The organism is Rhodococcus sp. NPDC057014 (assembly GCF_042673295.1).
GTDB lineage: Bacteria > Actinomycetota > Actinomycetes > Mycobacteriales > Mycobacteriaceae > Rhodococcus_F.
The window spans coordinates 1-20,179 of the sequence record NZ_JBHUSF010000009.1; the positions used below are offsets into that span (position 1 = coordinate 1).

Below are 20,179 nucleotides of genomic sequence, written 5' to 3' on the forward strand. Positions count from 1 at the left end.
GCACAGACGACATCCGCCGCCCCGTCTTCAAGACGAGGCGGCGGAAGCCGGTCGAAACACACACACAGAAAGCGGCCTGAGGCAGTTTCAGGTGACGGCCTCTCGGCCGTCGGCCGGGCGCGACCGCCGGAATCTCACCGGACGGTCGTCCCGGCCCGGATCGGCACCGAACCGCGGGCGCCGTGGAGGTCAGCTCTTGTCGACGCTGTGCCGTCCGCCCGACTTCTCGTCGGCCTCCATGGCCTCACGCAGGCTCTTCGGCCGCATGTCGGTCCAGTTCTTCTCCACGTACTCGAGGCAGGCTGCCCGGCTTTCCTCGCCGAAAACCACGCGCCAGCCTGCCGGCACCTCAGAGAACGTGGGCCACAGTGAGTGCTGGTCCTCGTCGTTCACCAGCACGTAGAAGCGGCCTTCTTCGTCATCGAATGGATTGGTGCTCATCTCGCCTCGCTTGTCGCATACGTGTCCTGTGCGTTCACACTAGCAAGCGCGCCGTTGCGGCTACGCCTTGTTACGACAGATGTAACGATCTCTCCCGCCCGCACGGCAACGTTCGACAGGAGCGACGACGTGATTCCGTGCGTTTTCTCCGTGCCGCCCTGCAGATAGATTCCCGCTGTGACGTCCGGTGAAACCGCCAATCGGTAATCTCGGCCGACTTCCCGCGGCGGGTGGGTTTTCGGCGCCAGGTCGCCGAGCAGCGGCCCGAGCGGGGCGGGCGTGAAACCGGTGGCCAGAATCAGTGCGTCGCAGGCAAGAGTGTCGGTGAGGCCGTCCACACCGCTGCGCACCGACACCTCGATTCCGTCCGAAGTCTCGTCGACGGCAACGATCTCCGACGCGCGGCGCATGAACAGCCGGCGGCGCCCGCGCACGCGTTCCTGGTACTCGGTCGCGTACAACTCGTTGATGAGCTCGATGTCGACCACCGAATAGTTAGTACTCCTATGGACATCCAGCAATCGCAGACGCTCCGCCTCCGGGGCGCCGTGCAGGTCGTCCACGGCCTCCGGATCGAAGATGCGGTTGGCGTACGGACTGTCGTCGGCCGGGCTGTAGCCGTAACGCGAGAAGACGCTGTGGACTTCGGCGTCGGGGTAGTTTCCGTGCAGGTACTGCACGATCTCGGCGGCGCTCTGGCCCGCCCCGAGGACGACGAACCGCTGGTGGACCGGGGCAGGCATCTCGCCGAGCCGGAACAGGAATTGATGGTTGTGGAAGCACCGCGTAGAGGGGTTGGCCCACTCGGGGATTCGTTCCCGCAGGCCGGCGCCCACCACGACGTTGCGTGCGATCACCGCGCTGCCGTCGGCGGCCCGGACCTCGAAGCGGTCGATCACCCCGTCGTCGCCGCGGATTCCGCGTACCGTCTCCACCGCTGTGCCGTACCGCACGTCGGCGTCCACTCGGCGTGCCGCCCACTGCAGGTAGTCGTGGAACTCGTGCCGAGTCGGGAAGAAGGTCTGGTGATTGACAAAGTCGACGAGGCGACCCTGATCGAAGAGGTAATTGAAGAACGTGAATGCGCTGCGCGGATTCCGGAACGTCACCAGGTCCTTGGGGAACGCGATCTGCATGGTCGCGCCGTCGAGCAGCATCCCGGGATGCCACCCGAATCGATCCTGCTTCTCGAAGAACTGCGCGCTGATCCGCTCGCGCGGGGGGCACTCCGCATTGTGTTCCTCGATGGCAATGGCCAGTGCGAGGTTGGCGGGACCGAATCCGACACCCACGACATCTCGCACCGGGAGATCTGTACCGGCCGTTTCCGGCGATTCACTCATAGCTCGTTGTCCGTCCTCGACGCCGCGCCGCACCCGACCCAGCCGCCGTCTGTCTTCCGGCAAGATAGTGAAGCCTATCCTTATTTCGAGCACAGTACCAAGTACTTCCGGCTCCCGCGGCGGCGAAGTCCGCCCCGAATGTGCGATCTAGATCACTCCTGATCATCGGGCTCCTTCCGCCCATGCGGTAACCAGCGTCGACAACTCCGACGCCCAGCCACGGACCTCCCCGGCATCGAGCACATCCGAGGAGAACGAGAAATATGCGTGGACGGGTCCGCCGCCGATCGGCTCGTAGAAGCTCAGCGTCAGATCCGAATCCGGCACACCCACCGGCACCGGCATGAAGCCGCCCAGCGCATCGAGGTGACCGAGCCTGGCCTGTTCGTGATGAACGATCATGACCTGCGGACGAAGCACCGGCGTGTCGCCGAGCGCCTCCGCGACGTCGGCGAACGCCACGTCCTGATTGTCCAGCGCGTCGAGATTCGCGGCCCGGATACGCTGCAGCAACTCCACGGGATCGGGATCGCCACTCGTATCCGTTCGCAGCAGAACGATATTGAAGAAGCAGCCGACCAGCGCGTCCAGCGACTCCTCCGTGCGTCCCGCGACGAGCGATCCCAGCGGAATGTCCGTGCCGGCGCCGTGCCGTGTCAGCACGGTGGCGAGCGCCGCCTGCAACACCATGAACAGGCTGGTGCCCGTGTCGCTCGCGAACTTCGCGACCGCACTGTGCAGTTCCGCGTCGATCTCGACCGGCACGATCTCCGCGGTCCGCAGTCCGCGGACGGTCGGGGCAGGAAGGTCGAGCCGGGACGGCATCCCGTCGAGCGTCTCGCGCCAATACGCGAGCTGACGGGACCGGCGGCTGTCCGGATCCCCGGGATCGCCGGCGACTGCCTGCGACCACACCACGTAGTCGGCGTATCCGACGGGCAGCGGTTCCCATTCGGGTTCTTCGCCGTGCGACCGGGCAGCGTATGCACCCATCAGATCTCCGAGCAGCGGCACCACGGACCACTCGTCGACGGCGATGTAGTGCATCGCGAGGAGCAGCGCCTGGGTGCCGTCTTCACCGGTCACCAGATGCACCCGCAGCGGTGCGTGCTCGGTGAGGTCGAGGGTGGCCTGCGCCAATTCGAAGACCGTGCGGTGCACGTCCCCGTCCCCGACGTCGACGAGTTCGAGAGCGGGCCGCACCGCCTCCTGGGCGAACACGTGGTCCCCGACCTCCACGTACACGGTGCGCAGCGGTTCGTGCCGCGACGTGACGTCGTCGAGAGCCTGCGCCAGGATCTCGGGGTCGACGGTGTCGCGAAACTGCAGCGACAGTGCGTGACTGGCGCGCGCGTCGGCGCCGGCCGCCCGGAACTGCTTCCAGAACCGGCGTTGCGGCCCGGACAGCGGAAGCGTCTCGGGCCGGGGATCCGACGCCGTCAGCACCGGCCTACCGGTGGACGCGGCCGCCGCGACGATCGCGGCGAGTTCGGCCACCGTGGAACTGTCGAACACGTCCCGGATGCCGATGTCGACGGCGAACCGCCCACGGATCCGGCCCACCAGCCGCATCGACGCCATGGAGTTGCCGCCGAGGTCGAAGAAGTTGTCGTGGACGCCCACCGACGGCAGGTGCAGGATCTCGGCGAACAGGTCGGCGAGATCCTTCTGCTCCGGCGTCTGCGGGGTGCCGTCCCCGGTCAGGGCCGACCAGTCCGGCAGTGGCAGTGCCTTGCGGTCGAGTTTCCCGTTGGGGGTCAACGGAAGTTCGCCGTCCAGCACGACCACGAGGGTCGGCACCATGTAGTCGGGCAACCGCGCGGCGGCGTGGTCCCGCACCACCTGCGGGTCGATCTGCCCGGCCCCGTGGCCGTCGGCCGGGGTGACGTAGCCGACGAGGCGGACGATGTCGCCGGACCGATCGGCGACGACCGCCGACTGCTTCACGGCGGGATGGCTTCCGAGGGCCGCGATGATCTCGCCGAGTTCGATGCGGAACCCCCGGATCTTCACCTGGTCGTCGACGCGCCCGAGGAAGTCGATGTTGCCGTCGGCCCGCCAGCGCGCCCGGTCGCCGGTCCGGTACATGCGGGTGCCCGCGTCGCCGAAGGGGCTGGGCACGAACCGGACCGACGTGAGGTCGGGCCTGCCGAGATACCCGCGGGCCAGTCCGCGGCCGGCGATGTACAACTCGCCCGCCACCCCCGGCGGCACCGGCTGCAGGCGGTCGTCGAGGACGTACGCCTGTTCGTTGGGGTCCGGGATGCCGATCGGCACAGCGGAGTTCCACCCGGGCTGCGCCTGCCACAGCGTGTTGTTGACGGTGGCCTCGGTGAGACCGTAGGCGGCCAGCAGGTTGAGCCGTTCCGCCCACCGTCCGATCAGTTCCGGCGGCACGGTCTCCGTGCCCACCAGCACGGTGCATCCTTCGGGGACGTCGCATCCGGACGGCAGCGCCGCCAGCAGGGACGGCGGAATGATAGCGTGCGTCACGGAATGCGCAGCCATGAAATCGGTGAGTTCCGGCCCGGCGACGCGGGACTCGTCGGGCACGATCACCAGACGGGAGCCCGTGCAGAGCGCCATCGACAACTCGAAGACCGCCACGTCGAATCCGATCGACGCGAACTGCATCACCACCGAGCCCGGGATCAGTTTCATCCGCTGTTCGGCGGTCGCGACGAGGCTGGGGATCCCATCGTGAGTAAGGATCGCGCCCTTGGGTTTACCGGTGGAGCCCGACGTGTAGATGACGTACGCGGCGTGGTCCAGGCCCCGCGGGGGCAGCGGCACCGGTCCGCCGGGCCCGGACTCGAGTTCGGCGACGACGCCCGGGTCGTCCAGGAGAACGCGAACGAGGCCGTCGGCCTCCGCGATGCGCGGGCTCTCCCCCACCGTGGTCACCAGCACCCGCGCGGCGGAGTCGGCGAGCATGTAGGAGATGCGGTCGGACGGGTGGTTCAGGTCGAGCGGCAGGTACGCCGCCCCGAGCTTCAGCACCCCGAGCACGACCGCCACCATCTGCGCAGACCTCGGAACCGCCAGACCCACAACACTTTCGGCCGACACACCGCGCCGATGCAGCAGCGCGGCGATCCGGTCGGCGCGGGCACTCAATTCCGCGTACGTCACCTCGCCCTCGGCATCGACGACGGCCACCGCGTCGGGGGTCGCGACGACGTGGCGCGTGAACGCCTCGTAGAACGTCTCCTCCGCCACCGGCTGTGCGGTGTCGTTGAATCCGTGCAGCACCAGTTCGCGTTCCGCACCGAGGAACACGTCGAGGTCGCCGACGGCGACTCCCGGGTCCGACGCGACGGCGCCGAGCACCTCGACCTGCCTGCGCGCGATCTTCTCCGCGGTGGCACGGTCGAACAGGTCCGAACCGTATTCGAGGCGCAGTTCCACCCGTTCGTCGTCGAGGTATTCGGTGAAGTTGAACACCAGGTCGAACTTGGCGGTGCGTTCCTCGAACGTCACCGGGGTGAGGGCCGATCCGGGTGCGAGAACCGCATCGGACGTCCGGCTGTGGTAGCCGACCATCACCTGGAACAGCGGGTTCCGGGCCAGGGTCCGCGCCGGATTCACCTTCTCCACAACGGTTTCGAACGGGACGTCCGAGTGCGAGAACGCCGCCAGGTCGGTGTCGCGGACCCGCTCCAGCAACTGGTCGAACGTGGGGTTGCCCGACACGTCCGTCCGCAGCACCACGGTGTTGACGAAGAACCCGATCAGGTCGTCGAGGCCCTGTTCGCTGCGGCCGGCGACCGGCGCCCCGATCGGCAGGTCGTCGCCCGCGCCGAGCCGGTGCAGCAACGCCGCCGACGCCGCGTGCAGCACCATGAACATGCTGGTCCCCGACGTCCGCGCGAGCGAACGCAGCGCCCGCGTCGTCGCGGCGTCGAGCGTCGTCTCGATGGCGCCGCCCGCGAAGCTGGGCCGCGCCGGACGGGTGCGGTCGGCGGGGAGCACCAATTCCTCGGGCGCCCCGTCGAGGGTCTTCGCCCAGTAGTCGAGTTGCCGGCTGACGAGGCTGGACTTCTCCTGCGGATCACCCAGCACGTCGCGCTGCCACAGCGTGTAGTCGGCGTATTGCACGGCCAGCGCCTCCCACCCCGGTGCCGAACCCTGCGCGCGAGCGGCGTACGCCGTCATCAGGTCCCGCAGGAACGGCCGGTCCGACCACTCGTCGGTGGCGATGTGGTGCAGCACGATCGCCAGCACCTGCTCGTCGCCGACCCGGATGAGGCTCGCGCGCACCGGGATCTCGGTGGCCAGATCGAACGGCCGGCCGACGGTCTCGGTGACTTGCCGGACCAGATCGGCCTCGGTGCCGTCCACGACCGCCACGTCGGGGCGGACGTCGTCCAGGATCACCTGCACGGGTTCCCCGTCGTGCTCCCCGAACACGGTGCGCAGCGACTCGTGCCGGGACACCACGTCGGTCAGCGCCTGCTCGAACACCGCCGGGTCGAGTGCGTCCCGCAGTCGCAGGACGATCGGGAAGTTGTAGGCGACGGCGGCGCCCGCGCCCGCCTCCACCTGCTGCAGGAGCCAGAGGCGTTGCTGCGCAGCGGAGAGCGGCAGATGCTCGGGCCGTGGCCCGGCCGCCAGCACCGGACGCGACGACGTGGTGTCGTCGCCGATCCGGGTGGCGAGTTCCGCCACCGTCGGCGCCTCGAACAGGTCGCGCATGGTGAGGTCGGTGTCGAGCGCGGCCCGTGCCCGGCTGATCAGCCTGGTGGCGAGCAGCGAGTGACCGCCCAGGTCGAAGAAGTCGTCGTCGACCCCGGGAGCGGGAACGCCGAGGACCTCGCCGAACAGTTCGGACAGCACCCGTTCGGTGTCGGTGCGGGGTTCGGTGCGCGCACCTCCGCTGCGGCCGAGCACGTCGTCCGCGGACGGCAGTGCCTTGACGTCGAGTTTGCCGTTGACCGTCATCGGCAGCCGGTCGACCTCGATGACCGCGGCGGGCACCATGTAGTCCGGCAACGTTGCGCGCAGCGCCTGTGAGTACTTGTTAACGTCCGGCGGTTGACAAGTACTCACGGGTGCGGCGTAGCCGACGAGCCGCTTGAACCCGCCCGGGCCCGAGTCGACGACGACCGCCGCCTGGCGCACGCCGTCCAGCGCTTCGAGCGCCGAGGCGATTTCGCCGAGTTCCACCCGGTGACCGCGGATCTTCACCTGATCGTCCGTGCGGCCCAGGAAGTCGAGGTTCCCGTCGTCACGCCGGCGGACGAGGTCGCCCGTCCGATACATACGTACGGATTCACAGAAGGGGTCGGCGACGAAACGCTCCGCCGTCAACGCGAACCGGTCGAGGTAGCCGCGGGCCAACCCGACCCCGGAGATGTACAGCTCACCGGGAACGCCGTCGGGAACGGGGCGCAGCCAGGCGTCGAGCACGTACGCGGACGTGTTCCAGATCGGTGTGCCGACGGTGGGCGTCGCGCTGTCGGCAGTGCCGGCACCGAGCGTGTTGATGGTGTACTCGGTGGGACCGTACAGGTTGTACCCGCACGTTCCGTCCGTGTCGCGCAACCGGTTCCACACCGAATCCGACACCGCTTCGCCGCCGAGAAGCACCAGCGGCGGCCGGTGCCTGCCCGGGCCGTCGTCGAGCAGACCCTCCTCGATCAGGTGCTGCGCGTACGTCGGTGTCACGTTGACGACGTCGATCCGGTGGGTGTCGCAGTAGGCCACGAGCGCCTCGGCGTCACGCCGCAGGTTCTCGTCGCAGATGTGGACCTCGTGGCCCTCCACCAGCCACAGCAGCTCCTCCCACGACATGTCGAACGCGAACGACACGGTATGGGCGATGCGCAGTCGCCTGCCACCCGCCGCGGCGACGACGGGCTCGAAGATCGCCTCCCGGTGGTTGAACTGCATGTTGGTCAGGCCGCGGTACGGGGTGACGACGCCCTTCGGCTTGCCGGTGGACCCGGACGTGTAGATGACGTACGCCGGATGGTCCAGGCGCCCTTCGGTTCCGGGCGCGAACCCGCCGAGTTCGGCCTCCGACAGCGGTACCGACGCGACCGTGCCGAAGTCGAGGGTGTCGACGGCCAGCGTGTCCACGGTGGCAGCGGCGAGCGTCCCCGCGACGTCCGACGTGGTGACGAGGACCGTCGGCCGGGCGTCGTCGAGCATCGCGACGAGACGCTCGGCCGGGTGGTCGAGTTCGAGCGGCAGATACGCGGATCCGGTGCGCAGGACGGCGAACAGCGCCACCACCATCTCCACAGTCCGCGGCAGCGCGAGCGCGACGATCCGCTCCGGTCCCGCGCCGCGGCCCAGCAGGAGCCGCGCCATCCGGTTCACGTCGGCGTCGAGTTCGGCGTAGCTCACGGTGCGGTCACCGAATACGAGCGCGGTCTCGTCAGGACGGATGCGGGCCGCGTCGGCGAAGAGGTCGGCGATGGTTCTGTCGGGCAGGGCCTTCGGCTCGGCCGGCGCGGGCGTTGCGGCACCGGCGATTCCGCCGACCACACCCGACAAATCCGTGGACCACTCCTCGAGCACGGTCACGTACCGCGACAGCATGCGTTCGACCCGCGACGCCGGGATCTTCTCGGGGTGGAACTCGAACTTCACCCTCACGCTCGCGCCGGGGGTCACGACGACGGTGACCGGGTAGTGCGTGTGGTCGATGCTGTCGCCGCCGCTGATGTCGTGCGCCGCGTTGAGCGCCGACACCTGCTTCTCGTCCACGAAGTTCTGCAGCACGTACAGCACGTCGAACAGTTGGCGGTGCTCGGAGACCCGCTGGATGGAGGCGAGCCCGAGGTAGTCGTACGGGGTCAGCGCCAGCCGCTCGGACTGGGTGCGCCGCAGCAGGTCGGCGACGGTCTCGTCGGCGCGCAGCGTCGTCCGGACAGGAACGGTGTTGAGGAACATTCCGGTCACCGCGTCGATGCCGGGGACCTCCGGTGGGCGTCCGGCCACGGTGGTGCCGAACACGAGGTCGCGGCGTCCGGTCTCGATTCCGAGGACGACGGCCAGCGCGGCGTTGAGCACGGCGTTGAATGTGACACCGGCACCGCGGGCCCCGGCCCGGAGCCGTTCGCTCAGGTCCATCGGCAGCACCGCGTCCCGGCGCTGCGGCGGCTCCGGCTCCCCGGTGATCGTCGCGGCGAGCAGCGTCGGCTCGTCGAGCCCGGCGAGGGCGTCGGTCCACGCCGCCTGCGCGGCGTCCGCGTCCCGGGTGGCCAGCCACCGCAGGTAGTCCTCGAAAGAACCTTCCGGGGCGGCGAACCCGGAGTCGTCGCCGCCCGATTCGTAGAGCGCGAGCAACTGGCTGACGACGAGACCGTTGGACCATCCGTCCCACAGCAGGAACTGCCGGTTGATCACGAGGCGGTCGTGGGCGTCGCCGAGCCGCAGCACCATGGCCCGCCACAGCGGCGGGGACGTGAGGTCGAACGGTGTCAGCCGGTCCTGCGCCGTCAGTTGTGCGGCGTAGGAGTCGCGTTCGGGCTCGCCGAGTTCGCGCAGGTCGAACTCGGCGACGGGCACGTCCAGTCCGGTGCCGAAGAACTGCACCGGCGCGGGCAGGCCCGCGCTGACGAATCCCGCCCGCAGCGTGGGGTTTCGGCGCTGCAGGGTGCGCAGCGCGGCGGCGAGCCGATCGGTGTCGAGGGGGTGCTCGAAGTCGAGGGAGAACTGTGCCGTGTAGATGTCGTTGCCGGAGTCGAACCCGGCCTGGAAGTACAGACCCTCCTGCAGCGGCGACAGCGGCAGCACCGTGTCGATCCCGCTCGGACTCGCCAGCGCGATCCGGTCGATCTCGTCCTGCGTCAGCGTCACGAGCGGGAGGTCGGACGGCGTGAGCATCGCCGGTCCGTCGTGTTCTGCGGCGGCGTCGGCGAGTTCACGAAGGGCGGCCACCCAGCCGTCGCTCAACGCGACGGTGTCGGCCTCGCTCAGGTCGGCCTCCGACCAGGCGAACACGGCCTGCAGTTCGGTGCCCTCCGCGGATTCCTCGCACAGCGCGTTGATCACCAGACGGTACGGACCGCCGAGGTCGGCATCGGGATCGGTGGCCAGGGAGTCGGATTCGACCGCGGGAGTCCAGGGTCCGGGCGCGGCGTGCGGCATGCGGCCCAGGTAGTTGAACAGCACCTGCGATTCGGACCGCGCCGCGAGGAGACCGGCGGTGCGCGCGTTGACGTACCGGAGCATGCCGTAGCCGATGCCGCCGTCTGGCGCGCCGCGCAACTGTTCCTTGACGTCCTTGAGCGTGTCGAGTGCGCCCGCCCGGCTGCGCAACCGGACGGGGGTGACGTTGGTGAGCCAGCCGACCGTGCGGGAGAGATCCACGCCCTCGGCGAGTTCTTCGCGCCCGTGCCGCTCGAGATCGACCAGCAGGTCGTTCTCCCGTCCGCGCTCGGCGAGCCAGCGGTCGGCCGACAGTCGCAGCGCCGCGAGCAGCACGTCGGTGACGTCCGCGCCGACGACCGCGGGCACGGTGGTCAGCAGGGCCGTCGTGAGTTGCCGGTCCAGGCGGACCGTCCGCCGGGCGCCGCTGCTCACGACGGCAGGCCCGTCGGTGCCGGGCACCAGGTCGGCACCGGGTTCGGTGACCCGCAGCCAGTGGTCGAGTTCGGCCAGGCGGGCCGGTTCCTGCGCCTGCTCGGTGACGATGCGGGCGAATCCGCGCAGCGACGTGGGAACCGGGTCGAGTGCCGCGTTCTCGCCGCTGTCGGCGGCCACCCACGCCATGGCGAGGTCCTCGATCAGGGTCCGCCACGACACCCCGTCGATCACCAGGTGGTGCGCGACGAGCAGCAGCCTGCCCAGTTCCCGCGGGCCGGCGTCGAACCACACCGCCGACAGCATGGTGCCGTCGTCGGGGTTCAACCGGTCGGTGGCGGCATCGGATTCGGTTGCCACCGTCTCGCGCAGCGCGTCGGCGTCGAGTCCGGTGACGTCGACGCGGCGCACCGTGACCTCGGCGGTCGCGGCGATCTCGAGCGACCACACGCCCGGTGCGTGCCGGGTGAGCGTCTGCCGCAGGCCGTCGTGGTGAGCGACCACCGAATTCAGGGCGGCAGCCAGCACGGCACCGGTGGTGCCGGCCGGTGTGTTCAGCAGCACGGCCTGGTTGAAGCGGTTCTTTCCGCCGCTCCACTCGGACAGCCGGTGGACGACGGGCAGAGGCAGCAGGACGCCGATGCCCGACTCCTCCACCCGCGGGGCCTGCGGGACGGCCGTGGCCGCGACCAGACGTGCGAGCGCGGCGGGCGTCCGTTGTTCGAAGATCTGCCGCGGGGTGACGGTGATTCCCTCGCGGCGCGCGAGATTCACCAGCCGGATGGCGAGGATGCTGTCGCCGCCGAGAGAGAAGAAGTCGTCGTCCACCCCGACCGCCCCGAGACCGAGAACCTCGGCGTAGTGGGCGGCGAGCACAGCCGCGGAGCCGCTCTCCACAACAGGCTCGGAGCTCGCCTGCCCCGAAGTCGTGTGTGCCGCGAAGTCCGGCGCGGGAAGGGCTTTGCGGTTCAGCTTGCCGCTGGGGCCCAGCGGGAATTCCGTCACGTCGACGAACGCGACGGGCACCATGAACTCCGGCAGCGCCGAGGCCAGGCGCGCACGGACGTCGTCGAGGTCGGCGTCCCCGACGACGTACCCGACCAGCTGCTGCCGGCCGGGCGCGTCCGAGCGCACGACGGCGGCGGCCTGCCGCACGCCGGGGCAGGCGGCCATCTGGGCTTCGATCTCGCCCAGTTCGATCCGGAAGCCGCGCAGCTTCACCTGATCGTCGATCCGGCCGAGGTACTCGACGGCACCGTCCGCGTCGACCCGTGCGACGTCACCGGTCCGGTACATGCGGGCCCCGGCGCGGGAGAACGGGTCGGCGACGAAGCGTTCCGCGCTCAACCCGGGCCTGCCCAGGTAGCCGCGGGCGAGCTGCGGCCCGGACAGATAGAGCTCACCGGCGGCACCCGCGGGCACGGGCTGCAGGTACCGGTCGAGCACGTAGAGTCCGGTGTTGGACGTCGGCAGGCCGATCGGCACGGACGGCGCGGCCGCGTCGATTCCCTGGACGGACGCGGCGTAGCTGACGTCGACCGACGCCTCGGTGGGACCGTAGAGGTTGTCGAGTTCCACCCCGGGCAGGAGTTCGGCAACGCGCCGCGCGGACGCCACGGGCAGCGCCTCACCGCTGCAGGAGATGATCCGCAGACCGGTGCACCGGGCGGCGGCCGGCTCGGCGAGGAACACCTCGAGCATCGAGGGGACGAAGTGCACGCGCGTGATCGCCTGCCGCACGATGACGTCGGCGAGGTACGCCGGATCCTTGTGACCGTCCGGCCGGGCGAGCACGAGCGTCGCCCCGGCGAGGAGCGGTCCGAAGAATTCCAGCACCGACACGTCGAAGCTGGACGGCGTTTTCTGGAACACGTTGTCCGAAAGGGTGATCGGGCGGAATCGCTGAACCCACAGCAGGCGGTTGACGATGCCTGTGTGCGGCACGACGACCCCCTTGGGCCGTCCCGTCGAGCCCGACGTGTAGATCACGTAGGCGGGGTGCTGCGGTGCGAGCGGGACACCGGTCAGCGGCTCGGGCGAGTACCGGTCGGCGTCGGACACCCGGACCTCCGGGACGCCGGACCCGGCGAACGTCACGGTGCCGTCGGTGAGCACGCACACCGGCTGCGCGTCGGCCAGCATGTACGCCAGCCGATCCGCGGGGTACCCGGTGTCGAGCGGAACGTACGCGCCGCCCGCTTTCCCGACCGCGAGCAGCGCCACCATCAGATCCAGCGAACGCGGCAGTGCCACCGCGACCTTCGACTCGGGTGCCACCCCACGCTCGACGAGCAGCCGGGCGAGGCGGTTGGCGCGCGCGTGCAGTTCCGCGTACGTGAGGTGGTCGTCCTCGAACACGACGGCGACCGCGTCCGGTGTGCGCTCGGCCTGCTCCTCGAGCAGGGCCGTCACCGTCGTATCGGGGAACTCCACGTCGACGTCGCGCAGTGCCGTCTCAATCGGCTCACGCGACGCCAGCGGGACGGCGGACACGGTCTGGTCGACGTCGCGGGTCAGCTCGGCGAGATAGGCGACCGTCGACTCCGCGAACCGGGTCGCGGTCGCCGCATCGACGCGGGCGGCGTCGTACTTCAGCTCGAGCATCAGCGCGTCACCGGGCACCACGATCAGCGTCATCGCGTACGGCGGATGCTCGTCGAAACGGATGCCGGTCAACTGCACCGCACCCGTGGGATCCGCGACCGCGCCGTCGCCGAGCGGATAGTTCTCGAACACGACCAGCGTCTCGAACAGGTTCTGCAGTCCCGCTTCCCGGCGCAGCTCGGCCAACCCGAGGTACTGGTGGTCGAGCAGCGTCGACTGCTCGTGCTGCCACCGGGCGAGCGTCGCGGCCACCGTGTCGGTGGCCCGGTACCGCAGCCGGGTGGGAACGGTGTTGATGAACAGGCCCACCATGGTCTCGATGCCGGGCAGGTCGCCGCCGCGCCCCGACACCGTCGAACCGAACAGCACGTCCTCGCGGCTGGTGAGGCGTCCGAGGACCAGGCCCCACGTGCCGTGCACCAGCGTGCTGAGCGTCAGTCCGCGGGCCCGGCCCACCGCGGTGAGGGCGGCGGTGTCTTCCGGCGGCAGCGCCACCCGGACACTGCGGATCCCGGACTCCCCCTTCAGCGTGGGGGTCGGCAGTTCCACCGGCTCGGGAGCGTCGGCGAGCGCCTCCCGCCACACCGCGAGCGACGCCTGACGGTCCCGCGTCCGCAGCCATTCGAGGTAGTGCCGGTAGGGCGTCGGCGTCGGTAGCGCCTGCGGCGCCCCCTCGACGCTGTACAGCGCCATCAGCTCCCGCAACATCACCGGCACCGACCACCCGTCGGCGACGATGTGGTGAATCGACTGCAGCAGAACGAACCTGCGCGGCACATCCCCCGTCGCTTCGCTCACCCCGAGCCCGACCCGGGCGAGCGTGTACCGCAGCAGGGGTCCGCGGGCGAAGTCGAAGCCCCGCGCGCGATCCGCCGCCAGTACCTCTTCCACGCGCTGCTCCGGATCCGCGACGCCGGTGAGGTCGAGTACCTCCATCGGCACCTGGACGTTTTCGCCGACCACCTGGACCACCCGGCCGTCCGATACCGCCCGTACCGCGACGCGCAGGGCCGCGTGCCGGTCGACGACGGCCTGCAGTCCGCGGTGCAGCGCCGCCGCGTCGACGGGCCCGGTCAGTTCGATCACCTGCTGCACCACGTACGGGTCTGTGCCGGTGTCCTCGAACGCCGACTGGAAGTAGATGCCCTCCTGCAGCGGTGTCAGCGGCAGCACGTCGGCCGCCCCCGCCAGCGCGGCAACATCCGGCTGCGTCAGTGAGACGAGCGGGAAGTCCGACGGCGTGTGACCGCCGAGGCGGTCGACCCCGGCGAGCACCCGCAGCACCGCGGTCCACTCGTCGGCGAGGGCCCGGACGGCGTCACGGGTGAGCACACCGGGCGCCCACGTCAGCGTCGTCCGCAGCACCGGACCGTCGGCGCCGTCCTCGGCGATCACGTCGAACGCGAGGGCATGCCCGAGCGGCATCCGCGGGTCGTCGGCGCCGCCCATCGCCCGCGGCAGCCAATCGGCGCCGGCGCCGGACGCCACCCGTCCGAGGTAGTTGAACAGCACCTGCGGTGCCGGCGCGTGCCCGAATTCCGGTGTCGCGGCACCGAGGTACCGCAGGGCGCCGTAGCCGAACCCGGCACCCGGGATGCGGCGCAACTGGTCCTTCACCGCCTTGAGTGCGTCGGCGATGCCCGCCTCGTCCGCGGCCGCACCGGGGTCGAGCACCACCGGGTAGACGGTGGTGAACCAGCCGACGGTCCGGGAGAGGTCCAGGGCTGGTCCGCCGGCGCGGCGCACGAGGTCTTCCTCGCGTCCGTGCCCCTCGACGTCGAGGACCACGGGGCCGGGTTCGGCGTCCCGCCACCGCTGCAGCGCCACCGCGGCGCCGGTGAGAAGTGCGTCGTTGACGTGGCCGTGGAACGCTGCGGGCACCGTGGACAGCAGCGGCCCGGTGAACTCCGCAGGCAACGTCACGGTGAGGGTTTCGGCGTGACCGGCGAGGTCGACGGCCGGGTCGAGCGCACGCGAGCCGATCAGCGCGTCGGGGGTGGCCGCGACGTCCGCCCAGAACGACAGTTCCCGGTCGAAGGCGCCCGACTTCGCGCGCTCGTCCAGCAGTTCGGACCAGCGGCGCAGCGACGTCCCGACCGGCGGCAGTTCGGGAACGTCCCCGGCCGCCGCGGCGGTGCCCGCGCGGGCGAGGTCTTCGAGGATGATGCGCCACGACACCCCGTCGACCACCAGGTGGTGGCCGATCAGCAGCAACCGGCCGGATCCCTCGACCGCGGAGAACAGGACGGCCTGCAGCATCGTGCCCGCGTCCGGGTCGAGCCGTGCGACGGCCGCGCGGGTCTCGCTGTCGAGTTGTTCGGCGCTGCCGTCGAATTCGACGACCCGGAGGATTCCGTCGACCGCCGCCGGGGACGGTTCCGGCACGGAGAGTGTCCAGTGGCCGGTTCCGTTACCACGGACCAGCGTCGCGCGCAGGGCGTCGTGTCGCTCGAGCACCGCCGCCAGGGCCGCCCTCACGGCAGGTTCGTCGAGGGCCGCCGGAGTCTGCACCAGCACCGACTGGTGGAACGCGGCGATCTCGCCGCCCCGCTCGGCGGTGCGCGCGAGGATCGGCGTGCTGCGGACGTCACCGACCGCGACATCGTCCGAATCCACGGCGGCCGCGGTCCGGCCGTCCTGCGCCAGGGCGAGCGCCTCCGCGGTGCGGAGCTGGAATATCTCCCGCGGGCTGATCGAGAGCCCTTCCCGCCGAGCGTGGTTGACGAGCTGGATCGCCACGATGCTGTCGCCGCCCAACGCGAAGAAGTCGTCGGTGACACCGACCGAGTCCACCCCGAGGACACCCGCCATCAGCGCAACCAGGGTTTCCTCGGCGGCGGTGCGGGGCGCGACCTTCTCGCCGGCCGCGGCGAGGTCCGGCTCGGGCAGTGCGCGCCGGTCCAGTTTTCCGTTGGGGGTGAGCGGGAACCGGTCGAGGACGACGAACGCCGACGGCACCATGTACTCCGGCAGCTTCGACGACGCCCAGACCCGCAACTCGGCGACGTCCGGCACCGAATCCTGCTTCGCCACGACGTAGGCCGCGAGATACTGTGCACCCGTCGGCGTTTCCCGCACGACGACGGCGCTGTGCCGGACGGCGGGATGCGACACGATGCCCGCCTCGACGCCGTCGAGGGTGCCGTCCGGCGCCCACCGGGCGAGGTCGCCGGTCCGATACAGCCGGGAACCGTCGTCCGCGAACGGGTTCGCGACGAAGCGGGACGCCGTCAACCCCGGTGCGTCCACATAGCCGCGCCCGAGGAGGAATCCGCCCGCGTACAGTTCGCCGCCGGCACCGAGCGGCACCGGGTTCAGGTGCTCGTCCAGCACGTACAGCTGGGTGTTGGGGTTCGGGCGCCCGATCGACGTCGCGATCCGCGCGGCGTCCTCCCGGTAGATCACGTGCGACACCCCGATCGTCGCCTCCGCCGGACCGTAACCGTGGTACATCGTGATGGCGAGTTGCGCGCGGAACCTCTCGAACAGCCGGGGTGTGAGAACCTCACCGCCGCACCACACGTGCTTCAGCGCCGACAGCCGGTCCGTGCCCCGGGACAGGTCGAGCAGCACGTCCAGCATCGACGACACGAGGTAGACGAACGTCACCGACTCGCGCGCGATCAGGTCCAGGAGATACTGCGGGTCCCGTTCTCCGCCGGGCTCGGCCACCACCAGCCTGCCACCCGCCACCAGCGGCAGCAGGACCTCGTTCACGGAGATGTCGAACGACAGCGGCGCCTTGAACAGCGACGCATCCGAAGGTCCGAATCCCAGGATCTCGTCGCGCTGCCACAGCAGTCGCGCGCAGACGGCCTCGTGCCGGATCATGGCCCCCTTGGGCCTGCCCGTCGAACCCGACGTGAAGATGACGTACGCCAGCCGCGCGCCCTGCACGGTCACGGTGGGCGGTTCGGCCGGCTGCCCGTCGTGCGCCCACGCCGCGAGGTCGACGGGCACGGCCCGCTCCCCCGCGTCGGTGACCCCACCGGGGCCGGTGAGAACGAGTGCGGCCCCGGCGTCGGCGAGCACCGACGTCCGGCGGTCCTCCGGCCACGACGGGTCGAGGGGCACGAACGCCCCACCCGAGCACATGACGGCGAGCAGTCCGATCACCATTTCCGCGGAGCGCGGAAGGCCGATCGCCACAACGGTTTCCGGCCCGACACCGCGGCCGAGGAGGTGGTGGGACAGCTGCGCCACCCGCTCCCCGAGCTCCCGGTAGGTGAGCCGGACGTCGCCGGCGATCAGGGCCTCGGCATCCGGTGTCCGCGCCACCTGGGCGTGGAACAGTTCCGGGACCGTCACCGATTCCTGCGGGGACGCCGTGTCGTTGAACTCCACCAGCAACTGCCGGCGCTCGGCCGCGGTCATCGGATCGAGAGACGCGATGGGCTGCGCCGGGTCGGCGACGATCTGCCCGACGAAGTGCTCGAGCCGACGGCGGTGCTCCTCGAGCTCGGCCCCGAGGCCGGCCGGGGCCCGGAGGTCGATCTGGATGGGCTCCGAATCCTGCCCACCGCGGATCGAGAAGTCCAGGTCGCGGACCGGTCCGGTCGCCGAACCGCGCACCCACGCCGGGAATCCGCCGAACGTCAGCGAATGCTCGAACATCATGGAATTGATTCCGGGACCGAAGATCTGGCGGTCCGGGTCGATCGACCGCAGTTCGCGGGCGAGGTCCTCACCGCGGTAACGCCCGTGCCGCAGCACCGAGATCAGCGTCGTGTCGATGCGGGTGGCGAGCTCACCCACCGTCATCTCGGGATCTACCTGCACCCGGAGCGGCAGGATCGTCGAGCACATCCCCGGGATGCGGCGCAGTTCCCGCCCGACCCGCGCCGTCATCGGCAGCGACAGCGTGAGGTCGCGGCGGCCGGTGAGCCGGTGGATGTATGCCACGACCGCGGCGAGCGGCAGCCGGGTGCGCCGGATCCCGGCGTCGGAGGCGAAGGCGTAGAGCGCGTCGGCGTCGTCCCCGTCGATCTCGACGAGAGCGGAGATCGGCGTCCCGGAGTGGTCGACGACCTGCGGGAGCAGCCGGGGCGGTTCCGGCGCGTCGACGACCTGCCGGACCCAGAAGTCGCGGTCGGATGCGAAACGCTCCGAGGAGCGGTAGTCGCGATCGGACGCCACGAGGGTGTCGAGGGGCCACGACGACGTGGACGTCTCGAGTTCCGGGTGGTCGTATCGATCGACGACGTCCGCCACGAGCAGGGTGATGCCGTACCCGTCGATGAGACTGTGGTGGTAGCGCTGATACCAGATCACCGACTCGTCGCCGGTGCGCAGCAGGGCGTGCCGGAACAGCGGTTCGTCGCCCTCGATGTCGACGACGGTCTGCATGTCGCGGTCCATCCACCCGCGCGCACTCGTGTCGGGATCGGCTTCGCGGCGCAGGTCCACGACGCTCAGGGTCCACTCGCCGGGCGCTGTCGGCACCTGGAGCAGTTCGTTGCCTTCGCCGCGCTCGAAGCGCACGTGCAGGGCGTCGGCGCGTTCGACGGTCTTCCGGATCGCCTCGACGGTCCGGTCCAGATCGATCCGGCCCGCGACCTCGACGACGAGCGAGAGGTTGTAGACCGGGCTGCCCGGGTTCAGTTGCTGCCCGACCCACACCTCGGACTGCGCGGCGGTCACCGGCAGCGCGACAGGCGTCGCACCGGCGCCGGTCGAGGAAGAAGCGCTCTCAGCCGAAGGGTACTGAGGGCGCGCAGCCGCCGAGTGGTCCGGAGACATGGGTGATCCGATCGTCCGTCGAGAGCGCCCGTCCAACGACGGGCACCCGAAGGAGTTTAGGTTAGGCTACCCACCAGCAACAAGCCGGTTGCCAGCAAGTTCACAGGCGATGGTTATCACAGCGGCACTTCCGGTTCAATCTCCCAGGCCGCGTGTCCCCCGCACCGCCGACAGAATCCCCTGCGCCAAACCGGTCGCGACGTCGGGTTTCCCCACACAAACATACCGTGCGTTCATTCACTCGGGTGGCACCGACGGCCGTCGATTCCCGGGTGCAGCCGCCCAGCAACCGCCGCCGCCCGGACGACCTATTCGTGCCAGACCGCGGTGTTCCCGCCACGACGCTTGGCGGCGTAGAGGGCGATGTCGGCGTGATGGAGCAACTCGTCGACCGTGCGAGCCGACGTGCTGTGCGCCATCCCGACACTGATCGTCACGACGAGCCGTTCGTCGCCGACGTCGATCGGCGTCGTTATCGCGGCGAGCATCCGGTCGACCACGTCGTCGACGTCCAGTTCGTCGACGTCGGGGAGGATCGCGACGAACTCGTCGCCGCCGAGCCTGCCCACCGCGGACGGCGTCCGCATCGCGTGCCGCAGATGCGCCGACACCGCCTGCAGGATGCGGTCGCCGACGCGATGCCCCCGAGTGTCGTTGACCTCCTTGAACCCGTCCACGTCGAGGAACAACGCAACCGCCGGACCCACGCCGGGCTCGAACAGGCGCTGCAGATGCTCGGTGATGGCGGCGCGATTGAGCAGCCCGGTGAGACTGTCGTGTGTGGCCTCGTGCAGAAGCAGCGCATGCGCCTCCTCAGCCTGCTTCTGGGCGGTGACTTCCGCGGTGACGTCCCGGAAGTGCACGACCAGCGCGCCGGCATCGGCCGCGGCGGTCACCTCGATCGTCGCCCCCGGCGAATACAGCGAATCCGCCCGGGTCTGCTGCTGCGCGCCGGTGGCGAGAACCTTGCGGCACAGCGCGTCGAAATAGCTGCCCTGTGTTTCGGGGAGAACCTCGGTGACGACGCGGCCGAGCAACTCCTCCCGCGACCGGCGCACGTGCCGCAGGCAGCCGGAGTTGGCGTAGATGATCCGCAAATCCTCGTCGAGGGCCATGAACCCCAGACCCACCCGGTCGAGCAGAGACGCGAGTTGCGCATCCCGGCCGGCGACGTGTCCGAGTTCGATGACGACCCCCGTCAACTCGACAGCGGCCCCGGACGCATCGGTGGTGACGTCGATGCTGCGGGTGAGGATGTACCGGGTCGACCGATCCGGCAGCACGATACGGAACACGCATTCCGCGCCGACCGAGCCGGCGGTGTCCCCGAACATCCGGCGCACCGTGCCGATGTCCTCGGAATGGACGCGCTCCCGCCACAATTCGAGCGGCGGCAGGGAACCGTCGTCCCCGAAGATGGCGGCGGCCTTCTCGTCCCACCACAAAATGCCGTTCACGACGTCGTACCGGACGATGCCCACCCCGAGGCGCGGAATGCCCAACGCCATCAGATCCTC

Annotated in this window: 4 protein-coding genes; all 4 read right to left on the reverse strand. The window is 70.1% G+C overall.

Features of this window, described 5'->3' with window-relative positions; genetic code table 11:
• Positions 1–189: 189 nt before the first annotated feature.
• Positions 190–441, reverse strand: coding sequence for an MbtH family protein (locus tag ACFTZB_RS03275; RefSeq protein ID WP_005244517.1), 252 nt, complete (start codon positions 439–441; stop codon positions 190–192).
• Complete coding sequence (locus tag ACFTZB_RS03280; protein WP_378430070.1) at positions 438–1,784, reverse strand: lysine N(6)-hydroxylase/L-ornithine N(5)-oxygenase family protein; 1,347 nt, start codon at positions 1,782–1,784, stop codon at positions 438–440. The genes ACFTZB_RS03275 and ACFTZB_RS03280 overlap by 4 nt, the downstream gene beginning before the upstream one ends.
• 162 nt (positions 1,785–1,946) lie before the next feature.
• The gene (locus tag ACFTZB_RS03285; RefSeq protein WP_378430071.1) at positions 1,947–18,662 is read right to left on the reverse strand and encodes an amino acid adenylation domain-containing protein; all 16,716 of its coding nucleotides are present in this window, start codon (positions 18,660–18,662) and stop codon (positions 1,947–1,949) included.
• Positions 18,663–18,970: 308 nt separating this feature from the next.
• On the reverse strand, positions 18,971–20,170 hold the full coding sequence (locus ACFTZB_RS03290; protein WP_378430072.1) for a diguanylate cyclase domain-containing protein: 1,200 nt from the start codon (positions 20,168–20,170) through the stop codon (positions 18,971–18,973).
• Between the last annotated feature and the right edge of the window lie 9 nt (positions 20,171–20,179).